The 21,787-nt window shown below is 32.2% G+C and carries 32 protein-coding genes; 3 read left to right on the top strand and 29 right to left on the bottom strand.

Annotation, left to right across the window (positions count from 1 at the left end; translation table 11 throughout):
• Positions 1–38: 38 nt before the first annotated feature.
• Positions 39–224, bottom strand: a complete 186-nt coding sequence (locus KPL44_RS03850) for a hypothetical protein (protein WP_216247585.1) — start codon at positions 222–224, stop codon at positions 39–41.
• Positions 225–346: 122 nt separating this feature from the next.
• The gene (locus KPL44_RS03845; RefSeq protein WP_216247583.1) at positions 347–547 is read right to left on the bottom strand and encodes a helix-turn-helix transcriptional regulator; all 201 of its coding nucleotides are present in this window, start codon (positions 545–547) and stop codon (positions 347–349) included.
• Between the two features lie 133 nt (positions 548–680).
• On the opposite strand from KPL44_RS03845, the gene KPL44_RS03840 reads away from it, so the two are divergent.
• Positions 681–1,178: a hypothetical protein gene (locus KPL44_RS03840; protein ID WP_216247582.1), complete on the top strand. Its 498-nt coding sequence runs from the start codon at positions 681–683 to the stop codon at positions 1,176–1,178.
• A 48-nt stretch (positions 1,179–1,226) separates the two neighbouring features.
• On the opposite strand, the gene KPL44_RS03835 is transcribed toward KPL44_RS03840, so the two are convergent.
• Genes KPL44_RS03835 through KPL44_RS03825 form a run of 3 tightly spaced genes read right to left on the bottom strand, consistent with a single transcriptional unit; the run spans position 1,227 to position 2,781 of the window.
• A complete protein-coding gene (locus KPL44_RS03835; protein ID WP_216247580.1) occupies positions 1,227–1,733 on the bottom strand; it encodes a hypothetical protein in 507 nt (168 codons plus the stop codon).
• Between the two features lie 24 nt (positions 1,734–1,757).
• Positions 1,758–2,459: an N-acetylmuramoyl-L-alanine amidase gene (locus KPL44_RS03830; RefSeq protein WP_216247578.1), complete on the bottom strand. Its 702-nt coding sequence runs from the start codon at positions 2,457–2,459 to the stop codon at positions 1,758–1,760.
• 13 nt (positions 2,460–2,472) lie between these two features.
• The gene (locus KPL44_RS03825) at positions 2,473–2,781 is read right to left on the bottom strand and encodes a hypothetical protein (RefSeq protein ID WP_216247576.1); all 309 of its coding nucleotides are present in this window, start codon (positions 2,779–2,781) and stop codon (positions 2,473–2,475) included.
• A 202-nt stretch (positions 2,782–2,983) separates the two neighbouring features.
• On the opposite strand from KPL44_RS03825, the gene KPL44_RS03820 reads away from it, so the two are divergent.
• On the top strand, positions 2,984–3,220 hold the full coding sequence (locus tag KPL44_RS03820) for a hypothetical protein (RefSeq protein ID WP_216247573.1): 237 nt from the start codon (positions 2,984–2,986) through the stop codon (positions 3,218–3,220).
• On the opposite strand, the gene KPL44_RS03815 is transcribed toward KPL44_RS03820, so the two are convergent.
• Complete coding sequence (locus KPL44_RS03815; protein WP_216247571.1) at positions 3,217–3,372, bottom strand: hypothetical protein; 156 nt, start codon at positions 3,370–3,372, stop codon at positions 3,217–3,219. The two genes, KPL44_RS03820 and KPL44_RS03815, sit on opposite strands and share 4 nt — an antisense overlap.
• Before the next feature lie 143 nt (positions 3,373–3,515).
• Here KPL44_RS03815 and KPL44_RS03810 point away from each other — a divergent pair, with 143 nt between their 5' ends.
• Positions 3,516–3,713 (top strand): phage tail tube protein, encoded by a 198-nt coding sequence (locus KPL44_RS03810; RefSeq protein ID WP_216247569.1) that lies wholly within the window; start codon positions 3,516–3,518, stop codon positions 3,711–3,713.
• 78 nt (positions 3,714–3,791) lie between these two features.
• Here KPL44_RS03810 and KPL44_RS03805 read toward each other — a convergent pair whose 3' ends face one another.
• The 23 genes from KPL44_RS03805 to KPL44_RS03695 form a co-directional block, all read right to left on the bottom strand.
• Entirely contained in the window at positions 3,792–4,325 is a 534-nt protein-coding gene (locus KPL44_RS03805; protein WP_216247567.1) for a hypothetical protein, read from the bottom strand.
• Positions 4,326–4,701: 376 nt separating this feature from the next.
• On the bottom strand, positions 4,702–5,472 hold the full coding sequence (locus KPL44_RS03800; protein WP_216247564.1) for a DUF4073 domain-containing protein: 771 nt from the start codon (positions 5,470–5,472) through the stop codon (positions 4,702–4,704).
• Between the two features lie 20 nt (positions 5,473–5,492).
• Positions 5,493–5,792: a hypothetical protein gene (locus KPL44_RS03795; RefSeq protein ID WP_216247557.1), complete on the bottom strand. Its 300-nt coding sequence runs from the start codon at positions 5,790–5,792 to the stop codon at positions 5,493–5,495.
• A 15-nt stretch (positions 5,793–5,807) separates the two neighbouring features.
• On the bottom strand, positions 5,808–7,454 hold the full coding sequence (locus tag KPL44_RS03790; RefSeq protein WP_216247555.1) for a hypothetical protein: 1,647 nt from the start codon (positions 7,452–7,454) through the stop codon (positions 5,808–5,810).
• A 15-nt stretch (positions 7,455–7,469) separates the two neighbouring features.
• Positions 7,470–8,573: a siphovirus ReqiPepy6 Gp37-like family protein gene (locus KPL44_RS03785; protein WP_216247553.1), complete on the bottom strand. Its 1,104-nt coding sequence runs from the start codon at positions 8,571–8,573 to the stop codon at positions 7,470–7,472.
• A gap of 3 nt (positions 8,574–8,576) precedes the next feature.
• Positions 8,577–9,410 carry a phage tail family protein gene (locus KPL44_RS03780; protein WP_331701125.1) on the bottom strand — a complete coding sequence of 278 codons (834 nt, stop codon included), beginning with the start codon at positions 9,408–9,410 and terminating at the stop codon, positions 8,577–8,579.
• Positions 9,411–9,459: 49 nt separating this feature from the next.
• On the bottom strand, positions 9,460–12,267 hold the full coding sequence (locus KPL44_RS03775; RefSeq protein WP_216247551.1) for a phage tail protein: 2,808 nt from the start codon (positions 12,265–12,267) through the stop codon (positions 9,460–9,462).
• Positions 12,268–12,549: a hypothetical protein gene (locus KPL44_RS03770; RefSeq protein WP_216247550.1), complete on the bottom strand. Its 282-nt coding sequence runs from the start codon at positions 12,547–12,549 to the stop codon at positions 12,268–12,270.
• Between the two features lie 20 nt (positions 12,550–12,569).
• Positions 12,570–12,905 carry a hypothetical protein gene (locus tag KPL44_RS03765; RefSeq protein ID WP_216247548.1) on the bottom strand — a complete coding sequence of 112 codons (336 nt, stop codon included), beginning with the start codon at positions 12,903–12,905 and terminating at the stop codon, positions 12,570–12,572.
• Between the two features lie 62 nt (positions 12,906–12,967).
• Positions 12,968–13,852 (bottom strand): SwmB domain-containing protein, encoded by an 885-nt coding sequence (locus tag KPL44_RS03760; RefSeq protein ID WP_216247547.1) that lies wholly within the window; start codon positions 13,850–13,852, stop codon positions 12,968–12,970.
• A gap of 12 nt (positions 13,853–13,864) precedes the next feature.
• On the bottom strand, positions 13,865–14,242 hold the full coding sequence (locus tag KPL44_RS03755; protein WP_216247545.1) for a hypothetical protein: 378 nt from the start codon (positions 14,240–14,242) through the stop codon (positions 13,865–13,867).
• Positions 14,239–14,589: a hypothetical protein gene (locus tag KPL44_RS03750; RefSeq protein ID WP_216247542.1), complete on the bottom strand. Its 351-nt coding sequence runs from the start codon at positions 14,587–14,589 to the stop codon at positions 14,239–14,241. Before KPL44_RS03750 ends, KPL44_RS03755 begins: the two co-directional genes overlap by 4 nt.
• A complete protein-coding gene (locus KPL44_RS03745; protein WP_216247539.1) occupies positions 14,590–14,910 on the bottom strand; it encodes a hypothetical protein in 321 nt (106 codons plus the stop codon). It lies immediately after the preceding gene.
• Positions 14,903–15,229, bottom strand: coding sequence for a phage head-tail connector protein (locus KPL44_RS03740; RefSeq protein WP_216247537.1), 327 nt, complete (start codon positions 15,227–15,229; stop codon positions 14,903–14,905). Before KPL44_RS03740 ends, KPL44_RS03745 begins: the two co-directional genes overlap by 8 nt.
• Positions 15,230–15,259: 30 nt before the next feature.
• Positions 15,260–15,454 carry a hypothetical protein gene (locus KPL44_RS03735; RefSeq protein WP_216247535.1) on the bottom strand — a complete coding sequence of 65 codons (195 nt, stop codon included), beginning with the start codon at positions 15,452–15,454 and terminating at the stop codon, positions 15,260–15,262.
• A gap of 1 nt (position 15,455) precedes the next feature.
• On the bottom strand, positions 15,456–16,406 hold the full coding sequence (locus KPL44_RS03730; protein ID WP_216247534.1) for a hypothetical protein: 951 nt from the start codon (positions 16,404–16,406) through the stop codon (positions 15,456–15,458).
• A gap of 52 nt (positions 16,407–16,458) precedes the next feature.
• Positions 16,459–17,079, bottom strand: coding sequence for a DUF4355 domain-containing protein (locus KPL44_RS03725; protein WP_216247532.1), 621 nt, complete (start codon positions 17,077–17,079; stop codon positions 16,459–16,461).
• A 92-nt stretch (positions 17,080–17,171) separates the two neighbouring features.
• Positions 17,172–17,375, bottom strand: a complete 204-nt coding sequence (locus KPL44_RS03720) for an Acb2/Tad1 domain-containing protein (RefSeq protein ID WP_216247530.1) — start codon at positions 17,373–17,375, stop codon at positions 17,172–17,174.
• Positions 17,375–17,587: a Thoeris anti-defense Tad2 family protein gene (locus KPL44_RS03715; RefSeq protein ID WP_216247528.1), complete on the bottom strand. Its 213-nt coding sequence runs from the start codon at positions 17,585–17,587 to the stop codon at positions 17,375–17,377. The genes KPL44_RS03720 and KPL44_RS03715 overlap by 1 nt, the downstream gene beginning before the upstream one ends.
• Positions 17,588–17,651: 64 nt before the next feature.
• A complete protein-coding gene (locus tag KPL44_RS03710; RefSeq protein ID WP_216247526.1) occupies positions 17,652–18,527 on the bottom strand; it encodes a minor capsid protein in 876 nt (291 codons plus the stop codon).
• Positions 18,528–18,689 carry a hypothetical protein gene (locus tag KPL44_RS03705; RefSeq protein WP_216247525.1) on the bottom strand — a complete coding sequence of 54 codons (162 nt, stop codon included), beginning with the start codon at positions 18,687–18,689 and terminating at the stop codon, positions 18,528–18,530.
• Positions 18,686–20,062: a phage portal protein gene (locus tag KPL44_RS03700; RefSeq protein ID WP_216247523.1), complete on the bottom strand. Its 1,377-nt coding sequence runs from the start codon at positions 20,060–20,062 to the stop codon at positions 18,686–18,688. The genes KPL44_RS03705 and KPL44_RS03700 overlap by 4 nt, the downstream gene beginning before the upstream one ends.
• 5 nt (positions 20,063–20,067) lie before the next feature.
• Positions 20,068–21,780 carry a hypothetical protein gene (locus tag KPL44_RS03695; RefSeq protein WP_216247520.1) on the bottom strand — a complete coding sequence of 571 codons (1,713 nt, stop codon included), beginning with the start codon at positions 21,778–21,780 and terminating at the stop codon, positions 20,068–20,070.
• Between the last annotated feature and the right edge of the window lie 7 nt (positions 21,781–21,787).

The following is a 21,787-nucleotide window of genomic DNA, read 5'->3' as shown; positions in this document are numbered from 1 at the left end:
TAAGAATCGACTATTTTCCTGTGGGAAGGTGGCCTTTTTTATTGCTCTTTTTTATTTTCTTTTTCTAATAACTCTTTTAATTGTTTTTCCATATGACCATAATTCATATAAAATTTTATACAATCCTTGATCCAATTTACTCTCCCTGAATGACTTACCGCTTCCATATACATTTTCATTTCTTTATCATTGTTTTTAAAGCTCACATTTATACATTGCGCCATCTTAAATCCTCCTTTTAGCGTGTCTTATAATTCTAATATATGTGAGTTCGCGCGAATTATTGCCTGTCCATATAAAATTTTTCTTAAAATTTAAGTATTTATGTAAAAAAATAAATGATACCTTATTCAAGGTACCAAATATCATTAACTTTTCTATTCAATTTATTAGATACGCCTATAGCTCTTTCAAGAGTTGGAGTACTAACTTCTCTTTCCCAATTAGATACAGTTTTTAAATCATATCCTAATACTTTTGAAAATTCAGTTTGATTCATCATGTACTCTCTCATGCGAATTTCCTTAAGCTTATTTTTAACACCCATATAACCACCTCATCACTAGTTTATTATATGTAAGTATTCTCCATATGTTTTAAAATACCTTTTATTTACTTTGTTGGATTATGGTGCTATTATTTATTAGGGATAAATAACAAATAATTAGGGGGAATAAAAATTGAAAAATAAAAAATTAATTATATTATCTTTATTGTGTTTTACACTCTTTACTCTTATAGGATGCTCAAGTGGTACCAAAAGCACATCAAGTAATGTTGCTCCAACAGTAACTACTCCAAAACCAGTTAAGGTTAAATTGACCGCAAAACTAATATTTAATAAGTTTAAAGAAACTGAGAGTAAAAACATAACTAAGACTGTAATGGTTGATGCCACCCATGATACGTCTGGTCTGTTTGGAAGACCTAACCAATATACTGAAAAAATTGAATGGAATGATGGTAGAATAAAAGATTCTCAAGTAACATCATCTATTGAAGTTTTTAAAACTGAAGCAGATGCTACTGCCAGGAAAACTTATTTAGAAGGTATTATTAAAACTATGCCTATGCTCATGCAATATATTGAACAAAAGAATAATATATTGTTAAGAGTTGAAGGAGGATTAATTCCTACTCAATCAGAAGAATACATTAAAGTTTTCAAATCACTGTAAAAACAATAAAAGGCCTGAAGCTAGATTTCTCTAGCCTCAGGCTTTTTACTATTGTTCTACTACTAATGTATTTAATGGAATATCTGCTGAATTCGTAGTTGAATTTGTTAATGGTATTGATTCTTTTACTACTTCTTTATCTGCTATATTTTCAATTTTAACATCTGATTCATCTTTCAAAGGATCATAAGCTGGAGCTAATAAAGTTTCTACCTGTGAATTAACTTCTCCAACTACGGACTCTCTAAAATGATCTAGTTGTGATTGAGCTAATGTTGGGAACTTAGCTAATAATAGTTTATCAAACATTGTAGCTTTTAAGGTACCAGCGCCCGGTATTAGCCTAAATAACTGTTCTACCTGATAATATATACCTTTAGCTACTAGTGCATGAGAATTATAAGCATCAACCCCCTCTTTGGCCACCTCTGCTTTCTTTTTCTTATCAAGATATAAACTAACCTTTGCTATTAAGTATGTCATAGCAAGCCCTAAAATCGTGAATATAGTCTGTACCAATATTGTCGAAGCCCCATCTATTATTGTATTTGTCATTTTACATTCCTCCTAGATTTTTATTTATATTAATACTTTGAAAGACTCAAAACCCTTGGCCTTTAACTCTGCTATTCTTGCATCTGCATTTGTTTCATCCACAAAACTACCTGTAACAACTCTATATGTTCTAACGCTTGTAACTACTTTTGGTGCAACTATTACTGGTTTAGTTACTACTGCTGGTTTAACAACTACAGTCCCTGGAATATCTTTACCAGTGAATCCTTTTACAATTGCATTAGCTAGCTTAGCGGCACTATATTTATTGCAATCTGTTTTTGTGTCGCAAAAGAACGGCTCAATTAGAATAGCTGCAGCATTTGTGTATTTAAGCACATATAAGTTAGGCCTTGAAACGCTCCCTCTATTGGTAAAACCTAAATTAGCTATTTGCGCACTTATATTATCTGCATATCGCTTACCAGTTGCACTTATATATTCAACCTCACAGCCTTGCGCTTCATCTGTCTCGAAAGCATTTACATGCAAACATAAATGAAATATTGCTTTAAAATTATTAGATGCATTTACTCTATATGCTAAACTTTGTGCTAATGTTAAGCCCGCCATTGTTGGTGTACAATTTAGAACTGTATACCCTAACTTTTCTAATCCAGCGACTACTAAAGGACCATATTCTCTTATAACCTTTTCTTCATTTAAGTACCCCTCAGCCCCTCTATCTTCTCCAGTACCATGACCAAAATCTACTGATATTCTCATCAATATCCTCCTTTTACTTTTCTAATTCATCTAACCGTTTGTGAGCGGACTTTGTTGATTCTTCGACTCTTGCGACCTTATCACTAATATCATTAATCCTTCTATTTTGGTCTTTATTATCTAATCTAATATCATCTACACCTTTGCTTACATAATCTAATTTAGTTTCAAGTCTTGTTGTAGATTGTGCATCTGCGGTAGCTTCTGTTGTTGCTTCTTTACGTGATGTCCTGAACAAGTTACTTACAGCTAAAACTGAACCTACAATTGCACAAATTGCACCTGCTGCTGATATTACTATTGTCACCGTTACTGTACTCATTTTTATATGCCCCCAATATCTTTATTTAATAGCTCTTATCGATTTACATTACGTGATCCGCCTCCTTAATATTTTTTACATTAGAAAGGACACCCTCTCAGGTGTCCTTAGTCGTTAATTATTCAATTTTTGTATAGATTTAAAGGATTTTACATTATTTTGTTGAATACTATCACCAAAAGATAAAAAGGAGGTGCTAACTATGCGCGAACTAAAATTAGGTTCTTGGATAATAAGGGTTTTTACTTCTAACTACACTTTATGGTCAAGTGAAGATAAAGTTATGGTTGAGTTTAACTCATTAAAGATTGCTACAATTTCAATTGACTCAAGTGATGATGTTTCAATTAATTCTAAAGATTCTATTTGTGATATCAATAAAGAACAGGGGCTTATTACAATTGTATACTCTAATGATCCTAATATGGATTTTGATTAATTAATATTGACTTTACAATTTTCTAATTTGGTTTGAGCTATCTCAAGCACTTCTGTTGCCTCTGAATAGCTCAATTCATTAGATGTAAGTATTCCAATTATAGTTTTTGATATAGCTTTCTTTTCTTCATCACATTTTTTTACTTTCATCATGTTTCACCTCTCTTTAATATTTTTTACATTAGAAAGGACACCCTCTCAGGTGTCCTTAGTTATTAATTATTCAATTTTTTGTATAGTTTTAAAGGGTTTTACATATTTTTGTAGAATACTATCACCAAAAGGAGGTGGTAATAGTGGAAAAAGATTTTTCAGGTTTATGTCCTAAGTATGAAACTGAAGGTTCAATTGAAATTACCTACACTGAAGTAAACATGGCTGGAGATCCTAGAACATATTATAAAAGAGGTAATTATCGCTGTGAAAAAAGTAATTCTAAGGGATGCGATTTAAAACCATGTCCCATTTATTCTGATTCTCCAAATAGTCTTTAAAATTTAATTATCATCCATTGATTTTATTTTTCAATTAACTAAGGGGGCTGGTTAAGTCCTCTTAGTTATGTTGGGTTATTATCCTATTTTTTTATTTTTTCGTGCGAAGTAAATAGGGAAACCTTTAATACCAGCCATTAATATCACAAATATTAAGAATCCCTGTTTTATGTTATTTTTGTACAAATTTAGTCCTGGTGCATAAAGGCTTATAAACCCATCAGTGTATCCTAGCATTACCATAAAAAACAAAGCTGTAACTCCAGCAATAGTTGTCCACTTAAATAAATTATGTGAATACTCATTTATTCTGGTAATCTCATTATTTTTACATGCTGAATATACAGATAAGTCAATGGCAACCATAGGAACTAAAATATTAGCATATTTACTTAGTATTTCAAAATATATATTAAATGTTACTGAAGCGATATTTGTTAATGTACTAAAAGTAAAATTCTCTGATAAAAAATGTGTAAATACAGTATTTACATTAAAAGTCTCTGTTACAATCGCTATAGTAAACACTATCATAGCTATCAATCCAAACAATGTTAAAAAACAATATTTAACGTACATAACTAGCGCAGCATGCCATTTATTATTAGCCATTCGTCTCTCTTTGTCCCTCCTTAAAATCTTAATTCTGCTTTCAATTGATATTTAGAACACCTCCATCCACATTTGTTATAAATTTTAAGAGTAACAATTCATTTCATATTTCTCGCCTTTTAGAAATAAACTCTTACTTCATATATCGGAGATAAATGTGATTATCTTTATAGCATACTACTATAATTCTAATGTTTAATAAAAGGCAAAATAAAAAAGCCTATTAAGCTTCTATTCTGCCCTTTATATTAGTTTGTCATAAATGTTAATGTAGTATCTTCACTTACTGGATTAATCCCCTCTGCAGCAACTCTTATTAATAAAGTATGTTTTCCGCTAAAGTCTATAGCACTAAATGTTGTTTCATCATATATTCCTAAGACGTAACAACGTTAGTAGTAAAAACTAGCGTTGTATCAAGACTTACAGGGTTTACTCCTTCTGATGCAACTCTTACTAATAAAGTATGTTCTCCGCTAAAATCTAACATATCAAATGTTATTGGATCATATGCTACGTATGCTGAATTATCTATTGAAAATTCCATACCTACGCCCATTCCAATCACTTTATTTTCAACATCATCCATAGTTACCAGTGGAGCATCTGGTGTTACTGAATTAACAGTAAATACTAAGGTAGTATCTAAACTAGCATTATTTACACCCTCAATTGCGGAAATTCTAACATTTACAGTATTATCTCCTTTTAAGTTTGGTGGTGTGGTTGCATTGTAGACCGTATAACTCGCAACCCCATTAATTGCATATTCCATTGTTGAATTTATACCTATGATAATATTATTTATATCATCAAGTGTTACAGTTGGTGCTGCAGGTGTTTGTATAACTGATGGCATTTGGTTTACAGTTTCATCGTGCTCCTGTTGTGTAAGCCATCCACTTGCTAGTGCTAAGGCTATCTGTTCTTTTGTATATCCTGCGAAGGTTTTTATATAGGGTGCACCATTTACAAGTCCTGTTGCTGCATAAATTTTTACTGCTTCATAATATCCTGCAGCTACACCTGGATAGCCATCTCTAGTTGTAAGTCTATTGGTATCATTCGCATATATTGCTCTTACATATGGAACTACTCTAAATGGTAATATTGTTACTGCTGATGCATTTACTATTGATTCTGTCATTGATAAAGCCTCCTAAAAAATTATTCTTGTGGAAGTAATGGTGTTACATAATCCATAAAATCTGAAAGCATTTGATTAGTGTCTACTGAATTTGCTTTTAACTGTTCATTATCCAATTTTAGTTGATCAAAATCATTTATTGGAGCAGTTGTAACCGGTTCAAATGTTTCCGCACTCCAAACACCACCTTCATATTTCTTCCACATATAGCTCATATCTGGTGAAGATATTTCAATCATATCTGCTTGAATTACTTCACCGCTTAATTGACTAATTCCAGTACATATATTATTTCCATTTAATACTGCATAAATTTTCATATATATATTTCCCTCCTAATTAAATTCTATTACTTGCCAAACAATGTTGATATTTGCATTATACGGACCAACAATAGTAAATGATATTGTTGTTGCATTGGTGATTTCATATTGAATCGTATAATAATAGCCTTCATTGTTTTGAGTTTGATATAGACTACAAAATAACATTGATTTAGAAATGTTAATACTAGCTATATTTACCACATAGGTGTTATTAGGTATTATTGTTTGAGTTGCATTTTTGGAAAAGATACCAGTTTGTTTATTCTTTACATTGTTGAACTCAATAACTTCCCATTTAATGTTAACTGAAACTTCAGTCCCACCACGAGTAATCATAACCGTTGTTGGACTAGTAATGGTACCACTAATATTAAAGGAAGTACCTCTATCCCCATAATCGGGTTGACCAAATACTCGTACAATAGAGTTTGCAATATTTATAGGAGATATAGTAACTAAGCTTGTAGTTGTGGTTAATGTAACACTGCCACGTTGAATACTTTTAATATTGCTACCTCCACTGGAACTACGAATAAAAAAATTGCTTCCTACCCTCACTAATCCAAGCGGTTTATTTATAATAATATCTCCTGCAATTAATGCAGTTCCATCTTGTTTTAATATAGTTAAAGCACCTAATCCATTTACATTAAGAGTTGGAATTGCACCACTGGTTACATGTGGTAATATTATGAGTTGCATACCATCTACATACGTTGTAGGCATAGGGTTTAGTGTTATTTCATATGCTGTTGAAGTACCTGTCGTAACTCCATATGAGCCACTTCTTACGTAATCTGTTTTATCAACTTTAGTCGCAAATTGCATTATGTTATCAGTCAAGTGCAACGCAAGTGCTGCAGCATTTCCTTTAACTGTTTCTGTAGTTCTCCCAGTGCCAGCAAGAGCATTAATTGCATTAGTTAAATTACCTGCAATATCTCCATTCAGTTGATTTTGTACAGTAGCAAACCATGCTTCAAAATCAATTTTAAATTGTGTTTCGTTTAATGTCATAGCTGTTGCATAACCATTAGTCGTAGTTGTGTACCACTCATCATAAGCTGCCTTTTTAGCAACTGTCCATGATGTAAAATCTGTATTATAAACATTTTGTTGTGATGTGTACCATGCCTGATATTGATTAAATATCGCAGTAGTATCTACTTGGATTAAACTATTAACCCAACCACAATAAATAGTATTCATTCTTAAATCCGTTATACTAGCCTGAATTATGGTTGTTGCACCATTACTAATTAATATATCTGCTATACCCAGTTCATATGCATCTGCATCTCTCTGTAAATCTAGCGCAACTGGTGTACTTGCAAATGTACCTTTCTTAACTTTAGCAGTAATATTTCTATTTATCGTGTTAAACTGTATTACAATCCTATCTATTCTTTTTAATACACCATCAGCCACTGATATAGGCAATATTAAATCACTATCATTAATGTATACATAACCATTAATCCAAGCCTTACCCGCCTTAATAGTAACTGTCATATTGTTATTAGATATAATCTGTAAATTCGTACTAGGATTAGGGAATACACCATTAGTAATTAAGCTATTAAAATAAGCTGCAAAATCACTCGCTTGGTATACTCTATCATCACCAACACTATTAAAAAAACTTGATTTTTCCAAGTTATCACACCCTTTCTACTTTACTAATCTTTTAATTTTATCTATAAGTGTAGGGATATTGTTTCCAAAAGTAATATTAATCTGTGGCCCTGCCTCCTCATATACTTCTTCTACCTCTGTTATTCTGCTATCTATGGTTAGTCCCCATTTTTTACTGACATAAGTAACTATATCGCCCAAATCAAAATCAATTTTATAAGTTAAATTACTGTTAGAATTGATTTTACTGTCAAATGTCTGTATTTCTAATGTTTCTGCTAGAGTCTCATTACCTTTTCCAATTAATAAAAGGGTATAATCTGCATCAGACATGGTTGTTGAAACGCCACCAATATCCTCTGTATTTGATAAGCTCTTTTGGTCTGCAAATATTTCAAATCTGTCAAGTCCACTTGAACTCCCAACTGTAACAAGTTTTCTTTCGGCACCTTCGCCAATACCCCCAATTAAAGCTAGATTCTTGTAATTATTTAGACTATCTACATATTCCTGTTCAAGTATATTCTCAAACTCCTTAGCAAAAATACATCTGGGATTAATAGATTGATTCACACTTCTGTCAATTCCTTTATAAACATCTAATTCAAGTTTTCTATTTGTAATATCAAATGTGATTCTATGCCCCAAATTACTTACATTGGATAAACATTCAAGTTCCTCTGCTAAATTTGCATAAGACACCTGATAATCTACTTTTTCCGTATAGTTTTTTATGGTACCTAACATTAATTTAGGAATGATCCTATTTGGATCAACTGGAGCTACACCATTTTTGTTAACTAATGTTCTCATTGCTACCTCAGTTGTAACATTTAATATCTCTGTTCCCCATATAATTCTACGATTCAAATATCCTGTTAAAAACTTTCCTTTGATAATTAATACTTCTTTGCCTTCTATATCTTGTTTTAAGTTTCTAAACTCAATATAACCTGCTTCAGTGTCACCTTTTTTGTAAATAATATTTTCTCTTGCTAATAAATTTAAACTTTCAGGAGTTGAATCACAATTTAATTCAAACTCACCACACTTTAAGTATCTACGTACCCACCTGAGAGATGTGAAGTTGTCTAGTATACCTTGAAACTCTAGTCTTCTATTAAATATATAGATTTCCATCTATTACACCCCCAAATACTGAGGTTGATAATATATGCTTACCTCTAAATTATCTAAATTGGTGTCTGCATTATACCTAAATAAATTATCTCCTACATCAAGCTGTAGAAACGTCGATTGAAAATCTATATAATTGAAAGCATTTGAAACTACTCCATTTAATGTGCTTGTTATTTTTTTGCTACCCAAATAAGTGCTAACTGCTATAACTTCTCCAGCTACCATTGTCTTATTTATTTTAATATATTCTTGGTTATTAACATTTAAAATACTAGGATTAGTGAGTGTAGCAAGTGCTTTAAATTCAACTCTCATTCCACACTCTACATCACCGGTATTAAGCACATTAACAATTAAAGAAGGCTCTCTATGCCCAAATTTAATCCCAGCACTTGTTATTTTTAAAGGAAAACTAAAATCACCTTTCCATAATGCAATTTCTTCCTTGGATTCTAATAAATCATTCCAAAATGGGTAATTAGCAGTTAACGATATCAAACAAGTTTGTAATGTTGCATCACTATCCTTATCAAAGTATGGCAATTTATTTATAACACACTTTATTTTTCTTTCTTTTAATTCGTCTTTGTAAACTAGGTATCCCTCACCTATTTTAGGGTTAAATACTTTATTAAAAAGATTCCTATAATTAGCAGCTTCTTCAAAGTTATTTGACATAATAGCAACCTCTAAAGAGATATCTTTTATATCTAAGGTATTCCCTAAATAATTGGCACCATCTTGGTTCACGCCCTTTGAATTGTAAATATTAACGTCATTGGAAATATCAAAAGAACTTAAAACAAAAGGGGCTGAATTAGTTAAAACTAACTCCACCCCATTGCTATTAATATATGTTAAAGTTTTAATCTAAATCACTCTCCTTTCAAAATTGTAATGCTAGTTCTCTCTGTGTTCTTTTTACCTGCCTTGCTATTTCGGATGGACTTACCGGCGTTGGACTATTTATAATTACATATACATCACCTTTTGACTTATCATCACTTGCAACGGCACTGGTATTTTCCCTCTTTGTTGTAATTCCACCTACCACGCTAGCATTAACTTTCATATCATTTGTTAAACCTTTTATAGAGTCTATTACTTTAAATTTATTAGTATCTATACCTTTTGCCATACCTTCCATAAAATCAGGCATCCATGTTTCGTAGTCCGCAAGTGGGCCGTAGTCTGGTGTACTGAAATGTAACATTCCTCTAATACTATTAGCTATATTTTCAACTGATTTTAAAAGTGCATTTGCCTTTGCTGTAATTCCGTCTACAAATCCCTGTATAAAATCAGAGCCCCATATTAATGCTTGCCCTGGTAATGCTTTTAGCCAGTCTATAGCTTTTGTAACTCCATCAACAACTGTGGTTTTAATAGTTCCTATTACTGAACTAATCCCATTTTTCATTGAAGTGAACATATCTGAACCAATAGTTTTTAATTTACCTGGTAACTCTCTAAACCAGTCAAGTAGACCATTCCATATATCTTTTGCGCCTTGAATTATGTCTTTGCATACTGTGATTACTGCGTCTTTTAAAGCATTCCAGCCAGTCGTTGCGTTAGTTTTTAAATCAGTCCAAAATGTTACCAAGAAATCTTTAAATGCATTCCAAACAGTTTTTGCACCATCTATTATATCTTTAATTAATTTAGCAATTTCTGTTTTAACATTAGTCCATCCAGTAGTAACATCAGTTTTTATGGTAGTCCATAACGTCGTAAGAAAATCTTTAAATGCATTCCATATAGTCTTTGCATCATCAATTATTTTAGTGAAAGTTGTTCTAACAAACTCTGCTATAAGATTAATTACTGTAGTAAACACAGTTTTTATGTCATTCCAAATTTGTTGAAAATCATCTTTCAATTTATTAAACAAAGTAACTGCATCTGATTGAAGCTTATCAAAGTTACCACTTACTAAATCCAAGATTAATAGAATAACACCTAAAAATACAGTTTTAATTGCATCCCAAATAGTAACAAAGAAATCTTTAACCGCATTAAATATAGTTTTTATACCATCCTCAAGCCAACCAAATTTATCATTTACAAATGTAATAACTGTAGTAACAATGGTTGTGAAAATAGTGTTAATTCCATCCCAAACAGTCTTAAAAAAATCCTTAATTCCATTCCATACGGTCTCTGTGGTAGTTTTTATAGTATTCCAACTATCACTAAAGAAAGTTCCTACCGCTGTTAAAAAATCTGTGATTCCCGTTTTAATACCTTCCCATGTAGCACTTGCCGAAGTTCCTAGACTTGTAAAAAATCCAACTACAGCTGTAACGGAATCTCCAACAACTTGTTTAATTAAAGTCCATGAAGCTATTACAAAATCATGGAAAGTTTTATTATTTTCAAATAAGACTACCAATCCAGCCACTAAAGCAACTATTAAAGCTATCACAATACCTATCGGATTAGCTAACCAAGCTGCATTTAGTGCTTCTTGTGCTATTACTACACCTTTTGTTATTCCTGTTGCAATGGTTGTTACAACATTCCATGCACCAGTTGCCACTGTATTCGCTATTCTTGCTACAGTTGATATACCTGTAGTTGTCGCATCTGTTCCGTTCATTAATATGTTAGCTGCTTGTGCTATTTTCTGTGCTGCCATTGCTGTATTACAAGCTATTATATACCCTGTATGAAGTAACCATACTACCCCTAATGCTGCTAGCCCTGTTTTTACAAGTCCTATATTATCTTTTAAAAATGTCAATACAGTCGTAATACCATTTAATGCAGTTTTAAAGATATCCGTTTTACCTTTAACCCCGGTTAACGAAGTCCCAAAAGAAGGCAATAGTTCTTGAGCAATCTGTATAATTAACTTTATCCACTCTTGAAATTTAGGTACAATTGCGCTTATCACATCTGTTAATACTTGTTTAATTTTAGGCATATTAGTATTTACGGCTGTAATAAATTGCGTTAAATAAGGAATAACTGTGCTTCCTATACTTGCACCCATTCCAATCAATCCATTTTTTAATATTGTTACTTGACCATTGAAAGTCTTTCCAGCAGCTTCGGCACTACCACCAAATTCTTTACTTAATTCAGCAAGTATAATCTTTTGAGCTCCTGCCGTATCTCCTGCTTTCTGCATTGTAGTAATCTGTTCTTTTTGTGCTGCTGTAAATGTTACACCACTCTTTGTAAGTCGCCCCATTCCCTCGGTAGGATTGTTTAATGACTTACCTAATAACATTACACTACTATTCAAATCAGTTCCCATAACCGTACTCATATCTTGAGCTGCTTTCATGGTATCAGGAAAGGTTTTACTTGATATCCCTGTAAATGTTAATAATAAATTTTCAGCAGCTTTAGTTGTTCCGGCACTAAATGTTGTTGTTTTGCTTAAACTAGAAGCTAAGTCAACTAATGCTGTTTTTGTCATTCCAGCACTTCCATTAGTACTTTTCAATACAGCATCCATTTGAGCCATGGTTTCTTGACCTTTTGCAGCACTTGTTATCATTTCCTTTATTCCAAGACCAACGCCTAATACAGCGCCAAGTTTTAAAGCAGCACCTGCAATGGAACCAAAACTTAACCCCATGCTCTTAGACGTTTGAGAACCTTTTTTATCTATATCGTCTAATTGTTTACTAACACCAGTATCTTTTAATAAGATGGTACCAAAGAGTTCAAATATTTGCATCTATTTCCCTCCCTTTTGGTCCATAGCCTTTATTCGTTCAGCTTCCTTTAATATTTCTTTTACATTTTTCTCAGTTACAACGACTTTAGGTTTAAAAGCTTTTTCCTTATAGCTCTCAAAACTCATATAATGTTCTTTATCCATATTCCCGTAATCTATTAAATACTGTTTATAGAGTTTGTCCTCTGCATCCATTCTATAGGCTTGCGTTATCTGCTCTATGCCCTCATTAATATCTAGGTCCATTACGTAGTCTATAGATTTATAACGATTTAAAAGCATATCTAGGCAGCCAACATCATCTATTTGACTGCTTGAGATAAAAAACTGCCAACACCTTCTTGGGCCATTAGTTCTTTAAATAAATCTATTAACTCCGTTAACCCTAATTCTTCAATTTCTTTAGCTGTTTTGCCAGTTAAATCACCTAATAATTTATCTATTTCCTTTTCAGCAACACCAATATTTTCAATAAATATCATCATCAAGTCAATTTGCATTTCCTGTTCTGCTTTTGCCTTGTCCTCTTTTGCTAGTCCTGTAACATTCTTTGCTATTTCCTTAATATCTTTTTTCACATTCATTTTTTTTAATATTCGACTTAAGCTGAATAAATCAGCAGTTTTTAATGTTCTCATAATAAGTACCTCCAATATTTTTTTATAATAAGAAAAGCACCCTAATTAAAGAGTGCTTGCTTTTAGTTATTTGTTACTGCTGTTGCCTCGAAGGTATTTAACACTATACCCTCTAATGATTTAACATCATTTGCATCAAGTGTAGGTTTAGTATAAGCAACGGTTACTACTTGTCCGCTAGTAGGCGATGTAGTTAAAGTTAGTGCAATAGTATAGAGATTATTTACACCTCTCGCTGAAGCTGTAACAATGTCTGCTACACCATCAATAGTAACTACAAATCCATCTTTTGCGACTGTTGCAGCCACTATCTCATTAAAGGTTAATACAATCTTGCCATTATCAATTATTGGAATCTCTTGTATACTAAATAAAACGCCATCTGTTATTTTTGGGTAATGTATTTCGTAAACACTTGCTGCTGGTATTGCTGGGTCTACATTGGCAGTAAATGTAATAGGTAATAAGTTGTCGGCTGCATCTTTATTACTAAATTTAATACCATCAGTAGAAAGTGCATTTTTCAATATAATAACAATTGGTAAAGTTGAACCACTAATTGTACCAACTAATGCTATGTTATCAATATAATCACTTAACTCTATATTATTTTTTCCAGTGATTATGTCATAATCCGGATTGCTTGCAGTATCAACATCAGCCATAAGCGCCATTTTCAACGTATCAGTAGTTATTTCTAACATATTAACCTTTAGAGATACCTCTGTGCTAACCAATTGAGTTAGCCCTTTTACGGTACCTTTAATTCCATCTACTTTAATGTCACGCGTTTTGGGCTTGATATCAAATTCATTTCCCCCTGAGGTTGCACCTATAAGAGCCTCGTTTGCTAAGGCATAATTTTTATATACTGCTCCGGCATCTACTAGTAAATGTTGTAAGGTTGCAGCGGTAAGTCCTATTGTATTTGTGCTTCCTTTTCCCATGTAAATTCCTCCTTAAATTTTGTAAATTGTTACTTTATACCTCAATTTCCTTCTTTGTATTCCTATCATTTCATCATTCAATACTATACGATGTGGTGTTTCTCTATTTATAGACACATGCATATTGGATGTTAAATAATGAGTTTTATTTAATAATTTATGAATAGTATCCGTTATAGTCTCAATCGCCATTATATCAGTGTCTAAATTATGCCATATGCTCACTTCTAAGAGGTTATTATCACTAAAGCTATTATTAGGTGTTACGTTGGGAAAACTAATTTCTACATAGGGATAAACCTTATCTAATGTAGTTGGGTAATGGTCCACAAAACATGGACAAATAGGCTCAATAATATTACTTAATATTTCATATAGCTCTAACATCATTTACCCATCCTTTGTTTATAAACTCTCTCTGCAACCAAAGCTAACTTAGGTGACGCGTTATTTGCACCATCTTGTAAAAAATGTTGAGCCTTTTGTTTGCTAGAACCTTGGTCTACCCATTTCCCATAAGGAGCACCAGTAGTAACACCTATATAAATGCCCTCATCACCTGAAATCACCTCAGAAACAATACATTTTTCTAAGTTACCAGGATTAACAGTACCAACACCAACTGGGGTTATAGATTGAACCTCAGCAACAGCTAGCGTTCCTATACCAACACAAAATTCATGTTTACATAGCTTCATAGCTAGTAATACAGCATTTTTATAACTCTTATAATCCATTCAACTCACTCCTAGACATATAATTTCCATATATTCATCATCCCAAGGGATAACTTTCACACTTAAATTAATTTCTTTTCCATATTTATCAGTATATTTTAAAATTGTTCCTATATTGATATTGCTATCAAAGTAATCAACATATACACGCTTATCTACTTCAATATCATAGCCATAGTTTTTAAGCAATAAAGCTTTACTATAGGGTTGTATATCGACGTCAATATCCTTAACCCAACCTAATACACCAGGAATTGTAATGCCGTTAACCTTTGTACTAGGTCCTTTATTCCATATTCCGACTGTATTGTTTTTAAGCAATTGGATCCACCTCCTTACAACTTTTAACACCCAACATCCTCACATAAGGAGGAGGTAATAAAGCTTTTACCGTATCGGTTAATCCAGTAACATAAGTTCCACTACGACTGCCTTGACCAAAACTTTGAAGTCCTTCATTCCCTCTCTTATTCATACTTATAGTCACATACTCAATAACAGCATCTGGATATAACTCAGCATCAGTTATCTTGTCATTATTCATATAAGCTACTATTAAAGTAGTGGCTTTTCTTATATATAAATTCAATATTATCTCATTTGCACTAGGCAATAGTATTTTCAAATCATCAATTACCATAATTACCTCCCTTAAAAATAAGGGTAGGCTTTAGGCCTTACCCTTTTTAGGTTCTTTTTCTTCAACTTTTACTGGTTCTTCAAACTTAGCTGGTACCATTTCCGAATCAATGTTTTCTAAAAATTCTTTTCTGATACATTCAACATAGCCTCTGTTTAATAACATATCTTTTTCTTTCTCAGTTTGCACGATTTTGTGTACATTAAGTTTCTTTAATTCAAACATACTATACCGCAGCCTCCTTAATGTTTACCTTTAATGTTACATATTTGTTATCCATGATAAATAAATCATGATATTTTCTATAATCTAATTTCCAAGCGTCAGCATCTTGGTTTGTATTAGGATCAAATATTCTCATAGTATCTGTTTTACATACTGCTATTGCTGTATTTTGTGCCATTATAATCCAGTTAATATTTTTAGCATCGTCTGCAACTTTAAATCCAAAGTTAGTTGAACCATCTGCAAATACAAAAGCAGTTTTCATTAAAGCACTTGGAACCTCAATTATTGGACATTTATCAATCATAGTTACTTTAAGGTCGATACTCGCACCTGTTGTCATTATTCCAGCCTGTACAGGTGATATTCCTCCAACGGTTAACTGTTTAACAATTTCAGTACTATTTCCTAAAACATTTTTTGTAAGAATTGACATGACTACTAATAATTGCACACCAGAACCAATTACGTCTTGTACCGCTGCAATGTCTGCCCTTATTTTAGTAAGAATATCAGTTGCTATAGGTGTATATCCATAACTAACGCAATTACCAGCTTTAGCTATAGCGAGCGTTGCAATTTTACTAAGTCTAAACGCATCAACTTCTGGAATAACCTTAACACGTTGAAATTCTCCCATTAAGTTTGAAGCAGAAGCAACAAAGTTTGTTTCATTAACATCCTGAGAATCTAAAGAAAAGCTAGTTGCACGATCTTGTCCCATAACAAATGGTTCAAACTCTAGTGTTGCAGCACCTTTTTTAAATCCTGTATTTCTATCATAATCGCCTAATCCATCCATAGAAATTTTAGGTACCTTTACGGTTTTACCACCAGAATATGAAACTAAGCCTGCGTTACCTTCCATAAATCCTGTAACGGCTCCAGCTACTACTTGTTTATCTAATTCCTGTTGAAATAAAGTTGCATATTCTAATACGTTAACTGGCATTTAAATTACCTCTTTCTTTTTATAAAGTGCTTTTTAAGGAAGCCTGAAACCTTTATTTCATCCATTTCGCAATATCTGCCCTTATTTTTTCATCCCCAGTTAATGTGGTTCCACCAGCGGGAGGAGTATAACTATTACCTTTCGCAAATTCTAATTTAATTGCTTCATCATGTGCCGTCATAGTTGCCATCAATTTTTCTAAATTTTTATCAGTAGTTTCTTGATCTGCTCCAATAAAGTAACCAACTAAATCAGCGGGAAGTTTTTTTTCACTGGCATACTGTAAGGCCTTATTTGTTAGGTCCTTATGTGCGCTATCAGCTATCATTTTAGCTATGGTTGCATTAGTCGCAGCTGTTGTTTTTTCTTGTTCTGCTTTATATTTAGCAAACTCCACATCCTTTGGATCAGCCTTTGGGAATCTTTTATTAACTTCATCATCAACGGCTTTACCAAGATTATTTATTTTCCAAGTTTCTAACCCTTTTGCTGAATGTTTATCTTTTTCTGAATCCATGTAACTTTTAAAATCTACGTTAGTGCTTGCTAACCCTTTAAATACCTCTAAAGTCGGTTCGACCTTTAAACTATCCATATAGGTTTTTACTTCATTTCCCTCTACATTGTTTGCTGTTAAATATTCTTGTACCTCTGCAAAATTTTCTATTGGCATATTAATAACTCCTTTTGCCCTCTCAGACTCCTTAGAACCTAGAACGCATCTTATTTTGGGGTATAATAAAAGCACCTATAATTAAATAAGTGCTAGTTTCTTGCTATTGAGGCATTTGCCCACATTGAAACTTCTTCAAGTTTAGTGTTTGCTAATGCTTTTTCTCTACTATTAGGACATATTTTATCAATCAAATATGCTAATTCTTTTGCCTTTTCTCTTATCTTATTATATTTTTCTGTTTGTCCTTCTATTGGTGTGTGATACTTAAAATTATTTTCTAATTGAGAATTCATTATTCGGCTACCTCCCATTTCTCAGAAAATAGTTCTATTACAGTTTCTTTCCATGGGACCTTTCCAAATCTACTTTCAACATATAAATAAGGAGCGGTCATTTTGCTATGGGCATCAGGTACTTGAGCTTTTATAATTACATCTGGTGCCCAACTAGGTAACCTCATACTTTTACCTTTCTTCACTTCTTCAAACGCTAAACCAAAATTCATATTAACTCCACCTTTCTTATTTTGAGCATAAAAATAACACCTTATTTCTAAGATGACAGTTTATTTAATCTATTCCTTTATCTTTTGACCATTCTGCATAAGTTTGATTAGGTATTAATTCATGAGTTTCGTTATCCCTACGCTGAGTTGGACTCCAACCAGCATAAGGCACATTTATTAAGCAGCATCTACATCCAACGTGGTTTTCAGGAGGAATTACCTTTTCAGGATCATCTATATCCCATATTTTACTATCATCACCAGCACATTCACTAGAGGTCTGCCCGTCTAATGTGGCCGAATACATCTGCTGTTCTACTCCAGTACTAACTGCTATATCCTCGTTTGCTTGTGATTGGACTCTAGCACACTCATTACCGACAAGTAGTTTTGATTCATAAGCCGTTACATTGAATGTATTTTTAATATCCCTAGCTACTTTATCAATAGTCGTTTCACCATTCATAGTTTTAATTAAACTAGCTTGCAATTTATCTACAAGGTCAGCTTTATGTTTCCATATTCTATCTGAAAATATTTCAGTATCATATTTTGCATTTACTGCAGCATCTATATGTTTTTGGCTTATCATATCAAATTTGAGTCCCACTTTCATACCCTTTTGCATTGTATAAGCATTTTTATAGTAAGTATCTTTAAATACACTTTCCAATATGTCAGTAACCTTTGAAACCTCACTATTGCCTAAATTCTTTCCCATTAACTTTAACATACTTTTAATATCTACATCAGCCTTTTGAGAGGCATTCATTTTCAAAAATCCATCTATACCATATTTAATAAATAGTGTTCCTAACAAAGCATGAAGCTTATCTAGTTCAGTTTTTTGACCTTTATAAATAATTTTCATTTCTTCATCGCTATAATTTTCACCATCTACTTTAATTTGCTCAATTAATTTTCTGTATTCTTTATCCATTTATTCATCACCAATATTCAAATAAAATGTGTTTACGTATATTGGAATATCCTTAGTCCCGATATTTTCTTTTTTAATTGTATAAATTAGCCCTAATATATCAGAAGCTTTAATACATTTTGTTAAATCTATAATATTTTCCTCAGATACTATTTCTTTCATTGCTTATTCACCACCACTGGCTCAGTTTTTATAGGAGGATTTAATAAATTATTTCCAATACTATTAGCTTTGTTCTGTTCTTCAAGTTTTTTCTTTTCTTCTTTTGGATTATCAACAAAACTAAGCTGTGCTACTGCGGTTTCAATAGATATTTTATCTCCAAGTTGAGCAATCGTTTGAGCCATAATAAAATCATCACTTGGGATATTAGCAGTATATTTTATCTTTATATCCTTATAATCATAGTTTGTATTTTTTAAATTATTAAGGATATGAAATAACATACGATTCCTTGTTTTGATGCAATTAGATAATGCTTTCTGATTAAGCTTGCACTTCTCTTCCAACGAAATTAATTTTGCTCTTAAAGCTAAAGAACTTGTATTGGAACTAGCTTTTTCATTTGTATCTATGTGCGCGGCAATTTTATACATAACCTCTTGTAAGGTAGTTAACGTATTCTGGATAAAAGTATCATTAATATTTTTAACTAACCATTCAGCCGAGCCATCACCTTTAAATTGAATAATCCCATTTTTTTTCATTTCAGGTAAATCAGTTTCATCCACCTGCGCATTTTTAAAAGCAAGATAAGCATTTCTAAATTCAGTTATTTCCTGACTTATATCACTTAAATTAGTTTCATATGCATCCTGAAGAGTTTTAATATCGTGGTATACACTATCAAGCCAACCCTCTTCACTCAAATTAGCGATTCCTACAGGCACCTCTCCAAATAAATGCGGTTGTCTCGATGCTTCTGTAAATGTTTCATCACAATGTATTATTTCATTATCAGTGTAAATATCAATATACATTTTAGGATCAAAAGCATTTCTGAAGATATGTAAGAAAAATATTATATTCCCACAATTATCAGTATAAGCAAACCCATGTCGAGGTGAAATGACTCTACTACAAAAATCAGCGTTTTTGTCTAAATAATATAATTCGTATGCTGTAGAATATATAAGCATATTCTTAGCTAATACGGAATCATGATCTTCTTTCCAATGAGCCAAATTATATTTTAAAGTATTAACTATATCGTCATTACTGGACTTACTTATGTAAGTAATATCATTACCAACACTATAGGAAACCTCTTCTTTAACAAATCTTTTAACAAAATTAGTATTTATTCTATTATTAAATCTATCATTTACAAAATTATAATTTCCGGCACCTTCAGCATCAATAAAATTATCAATCATAGGATCATCAAAAGCTCCACCTTGTGTTGCATTGAAAGCTTTACCAGTATCGGTTATACCACAATAGTAATAATACATCTTCTGATATATATGCCACTGCATTTGAAATCTAGCAAACACTTTTTCTAGTAATTCTTTATTTGATGCTAAATCAAACATTTTTATCACCTCCCAAACAATTTACGTCTATCCATGGATGTAACTCTTTGACAAACTTTAATATCATTAATCCTATTTGCAAATTCTGCGGTTATATCCGGTGCATCATCATGCTCTGTAAAATTCTGTCCTGCAAAATCCATTATTTGATCTTGGAATGGAACATCTTCAGAATTAAATATTATCCTACCGTTATTAACGTCAGAAACTATAGTATTAATCTTTTCATCTTTGTTCTTTTGCTGCATTTCATTTACATAAGTGAAATCTCTTAACTTAAGAACCTCGTCTAAGGCTATTAATTCCTTTATCTTAACTACATCAGCCCCAGAATAAGTATTTTTTTCAATACATATATGGGTTATATCTTTATAGTCAGTTAAAAGTTTAAGTGTGTGTTTCATATATCCCTCAAACTCAATTTTTAATATTTCACCTTTACGAACATATTTAAAATTGTTATCACCTAAAGACCCAACTACAAATCCATAGAAATCTTCTTTTTTCTTATTTTTATTATCGGTACCTGCGGGATCCATACAAAGCATTGTTTTAATAAATGTATGGTCCTCAATTTGTTCTGGTGTTTGAGTTATTATGGATTTAAAGCTTTTAATTCCAATCTTAGAAGCGTCATTTTGTAATTCTTGTTTAAATCCAATTTCATCAGTATAATAATCTATTGCAAGCTTTGCACAATTCCATTTATCAGGCCACGATATCGGATATTGCATTTCTGATTCATGTTGATAATAAAACTCTAATGCTGCCGCCTTGGAATTATCATATATATCACTAAAATATATTTTCTTGAATTTTTCCCATAAGCCTGTAGTATAAAGTTTATCTACATCATCAACCAAGACTGCTTTTCTGACGATACATTTATATTCTTTATTCTTTAAAATTCGAGACATAAAACAGTCACGGTGGAGAATAGTTCCTAGCACAATAAATTTTGTGGCCATCTTAATTTTAATGCCATCACGATAAACAGCTTCATCACCTGCATACTTTGCATCATCCTGCCACGTTCTATATTTCTTTTCTCTTGATTCAAAAGTTATAATGTCACTTTTGCCTTGATAATCATCTGCTATAATACAAAATGGCCTATCATTTTTATATTTTTTACCACGAATAGAGCTCGTAGAAGAAATTGCCTGTATCTTTGTATGATTAGCAAGCTCAAGTTCTAATTTATTTACAGTATAATTTCTAGTATCAATTAATTTCCCAAAAGCTTTTATAATATATTGATTTTCTTCAAAGGCTTGCCTTGATGTTGATATAAAGTCAGTAGCATCCTGTTCGACCTTTCCACAAACAAGTGTGTAAGGTGATGTTTCGTAAGCATGAAGCCAGGTTGTTATCGCAAAATCTAATATTGTAGTCTTTGCAGATCCTCTGGGTTCAGCTGCCGCAAATTTATCGTATCTATCTTTAATAAATATATTCTCGGCCTCTTCCCAAAGTTCATAATGCATTGGTGCTAATTCTCTAGCAACATTACCAGGCTTAGGTGTAAATGTATCCTGAAGAAAGTATTGACAGAAAAAAGATATTGATCTCTTACCAATTGCCCAAGCGAGTTCGTGAAATCCAAATAATTTTTCATTATTCTCATGCATTAGCTCCGCGGCTCTTTTAGAACCATAAAATTTCTTAAGTGCAAGATACAATAACTTTCTATTTTCTTTGCCCTCATCATAATCCATTTAATCA

It is taken from the genome of Clostridium sp. DSM 17811 (genome assembly GCF_018861905.1).
Taxonomy (GTDB): Bacteria; Bacillota; Clostridia; order Clostridiales; family Clostridiaceae; genus Clostridium_AD; species Clostridium_AD frigoriphilum.
Note: the sequence above shows the minus strand (reverse complement) of the source record. Positions and strands in the feature narration are given on the sequence as shown.

Coding starts and splice junctions, on each gene's coding strand:
- KPL44_RS03710 (WP_216247526.1), bottom strand. CDS start 18,527: ATGGATAAAGAATACAGAAAATTAATTGAGCAAATTAAAGTAGATGGT.
- KPL44_RS03700 (WP_216247523.1), bottom strand. CDS start 20,062: ATGTTTGATTTAGCATCAAATAAAGAATTACTAGAAAAAGTGTTTGCT.
- KPL44_RS03825 (WP_216247576.1), bottom strand. CDS start 2,781: ATGAGTACAGTAACGGTGACAATAGTAATATCAGCAGCAGGTGCAATT.
- KPL44_RS03740 (WP_216247537.1), bottom strand. CDS start 15,229: ATGGTAATTGATGATTTGAAAATACTATTGCCTAGTGCAAATGAGATA.
- KPL44_RS03845 (WP_216247583.1), bottom strand. CDS start 547: ATGGGTGTTAAAAATAAGCTTAAGGAAATTCGCATGAGAGAGTACATG.
- KPL44_RS03730 (WP_216247534.1), bottom strand. CDS start 16,406: ATGCCAGTTAACGTATTAGAATATGCAACTTTATTTCAACAGGAATTA.
- KPL44_RS03720 (WP_216247530.1), bottom strand. CDS start 17,375: ATGAATTCTCAATTAGAAAATAATTTTAAGTATCACACACCAATAGAA.
- KPL44_RS03800 (WP_216247564.1), bottom strand. CDS start 5,472: ATGACAGAATCAATAGTAAATGCATCAGCAGTAACAATATTACCATTT.
- KPL44_RS03835 (WP_216247580.1), bottom strand. CDS start 1,733: ATGACAAATACAATAATAGATGGGGCTTCGACAATATTGGTACAGACT.
- KPL44_RS03765 (WP_216247548.1), bottom strand. CDS start 12,905: ATGAGAACATTAAAAACTGCTGATTTATTCAGCTTAAGTCGAATATTA.
- KPL44_RS03830 (WP_216247578.1), bottom strand. CDS start 2,459: ATGAGAATATCAGTAGATTTTGGTCATGGTACTGGAGAAGATAGAGGG.
- KPL44_RS03715 (WP_216247528.1), bottom strand. CDS start 17,587: ATGAATTTTGGTTTAGCGTTTGAAGAAGTGAAGAAAGGTAAAAGTATG.
- KPL44_RS03755 (WP_216247545.1), bottom strand. CDS start 14,242: ATGATGTTAGAGCTATATGAAATATTAAGTAATATTATTGAGCCTATT.
- KPL44_RS03695 (WP_216247520.1), bottom strand. CDS start 21,780: ATGGATTATGATGAGGGCAAAGAAAATAGAAAGTTATTGTATCTTGCA.
- KPL44_RS03795 (WP_216247557.1), bottom strand. CDS start 5,792: ATGAAAATTTATGCAGTATTAAATGGAAATAATATATGTACTGGAATT.
- KPL44_RS03805 (WP_216247567.1), bottom strand. CDS start 4,325: ATGGCTAATAATAAATGGCATGCTGCGCTAGTTATGTACGTTAAATAT.
- KPL44_RS03850 (WP_216247585.1), bottom strand. CDS start 224: ATGGCGCAATGTATAAATGTGAGCTTTAAAAACAATGATAAAGAAATG.
- KPL44_RS03785 (WP_216247553.1), bottom strand. CDS start 8,573: ATGGAAATCTATATATTTAATAGAAGACTAGAGTTTCAAGGTATACTA.
- KPL44_RS03750 (WP_216247542.1), bottom strand. CDS start 14,589: ATGGATTATAAGAGTTATAAAAATGCTGTATTACTAGCTATGAAGCTA.
- KPL44_RS03775 (WP_216247551.1), bottom strand. CDS start 12,267: ATGCAAATATTTGAACTCTTTGGTACCATCTTATTAAAAGATACTGGT.
- KPL44_RS03735 (WP_216247535.1), bottom strand. CDS start 15,454: ATGTTTGAATTAAAGAAACTTAATGTACACAAAATCGTGCAAACTGAG.
- KPL44_RS03820 (WP_216247573.1), top strand. CDS start 2,984: ATGCGCGAACTAAAATTAGGTTCTTGGATAATAAGGGTTTTTACTTCT.
- KPL44_RS03815 (WP_216247571.1), bottom strand. CDS start 3,372: ATGATGAAAGTAAAAAAATGTGATGAAGAAAAGAAAGCTATATCAAAA.
- KPL44_RS03705 (WP_216247525.1), bottom strand. CDS start 18,689: ATGAAAGAAATAGTATCTGAGGAAAATATTATAGATTTAACAAAATGT.
- KPL44_RS03770 (WP_216247550.1), bottom strand. CDS start 12,549: ATGCTTTTAAATCGTTATAAATCTATAGACTACGTAATGGACCTAGAT.
- KPL44_RS03760 (WP_216247547.1), bottom strand. CDS start 13,852: ATGGGAAAAGGAAGCACAAATACAATAGGACTTACCGCTGCAACCTTA.
- KPL44_RS03725 (WP_216247532.1), bottom strand. CDS start 17,079: ATGCCAATAGAAAATTTTGCAGAGGTACAAGAATATTTAACAGCAAAC.